This is a genomic window from Roseomonas chloroacetimidivorans, assembly GCF_049629625.1.
In the GTDB taxonomy this organism is placed as follows: Bacteria; Pseudomonadota; Alphaproteobacteria; order Acetobacterales; family Acetobacteraceae; genus Roseomonas; species Roseomonas chloroacetimidivorans.
The window spans coordinates 1-766 of record NZ_JBNBZS010000309.1; the positions used below are offsets into that span (position 1 = coordinate 1).

The 766-nt window shown below is 66.4% G+C and carries 1 protein-coding gene; it reads right to left on the reverse strand.

Features of this window, described 5'->3' with window-relative positions; translation table 11 throughout:
- Positions 1–326: 326 nt before the first annotated feature.
- Positions 327–518, reverse strand: a complete 192-nt coding sequence (locus tag ACO1BU_RS37660) for a hypothetical protein (RefSeq protein WP_424140943.1) — start codon at positions 516–518, stop codon at positions 327–329.
- Positions 519–766: the final 248 nt, after the last annotated feature.

A 766-nucleotide genomic window follows, 5' to 3' on the forward strand; every position in this document is an offset into this window, starting at 1 on the left:
GCTGTCTTTCAGCGATACGTCGATCCCGGCATAGTACTCCATGGCTGTCCCTCGATGATGCCTGGGGCCGACCCGTTCGGACCCCGTTCCACACACCATCACTCTGAGGGACAGCCGCCCTACCGCCTAAGCCCAGGCGGCCGGCCCATTACGGCATCTAGGTTTCGTCAATGTGCCAGGAGCGCCGCCCGGCGCCGCCCTTCCCGTGCCGGCGCTGCCGCAGTTCGCCCGCTAAGATTGGTGCAAGCTTGGCCTCCCACTCCCGCACCGCCTCATGGCTGAACACAATGCCCGGATGAGGAACATCTCGGTCAGGTCCCGCAGGGCTAGGGGTAACGCAAGCGCCACAGCACCACCAGCGCGATGACGTCGCTCGGGTACTGTACTCTGTTCAGCACCCCAGAGCTGCGCTCGTTGAAGCCTCGGCCGCAGGCGCGGCACCGGAAGCGCCGGTAGCCCTGGGCCGTACGGTCCCGCCGCTCAGTTACTTCCTCCGAACCGCAGTCCACGCACTCCATCCCAGGCTCCCAGCCGCCCTTCAACCCGTAAGCAGCCTATCCACGCCTGCCCCACCTCGCCAATCCGCCCACCCCTGGCGCGAGCTCTGACAGATCCGGACGAGAGGCACCAAGTCGGCCACTAGGAGACCGTCCGGGTAACCCCATTTCGAGCTGACGCTTGGGGGCGTTGAGCGGCGCTCATGGCGCGCCCTTCCAGCGCGGGTTAGCCTGTTGCTGCCCTGGCGAGCTTGGTGAGGTTGTGGGCG

What these genes read in the sequence shown, in the direction of transcription:
- ACO1BU_RS37660 (WP_424140943.1), bottom strand. Translation starts at nt 518, where the DNA reads ATGGAGTGCGTGGACTGCGGTTCGGAGGAAGTAACTGAGCGGCGGGAC.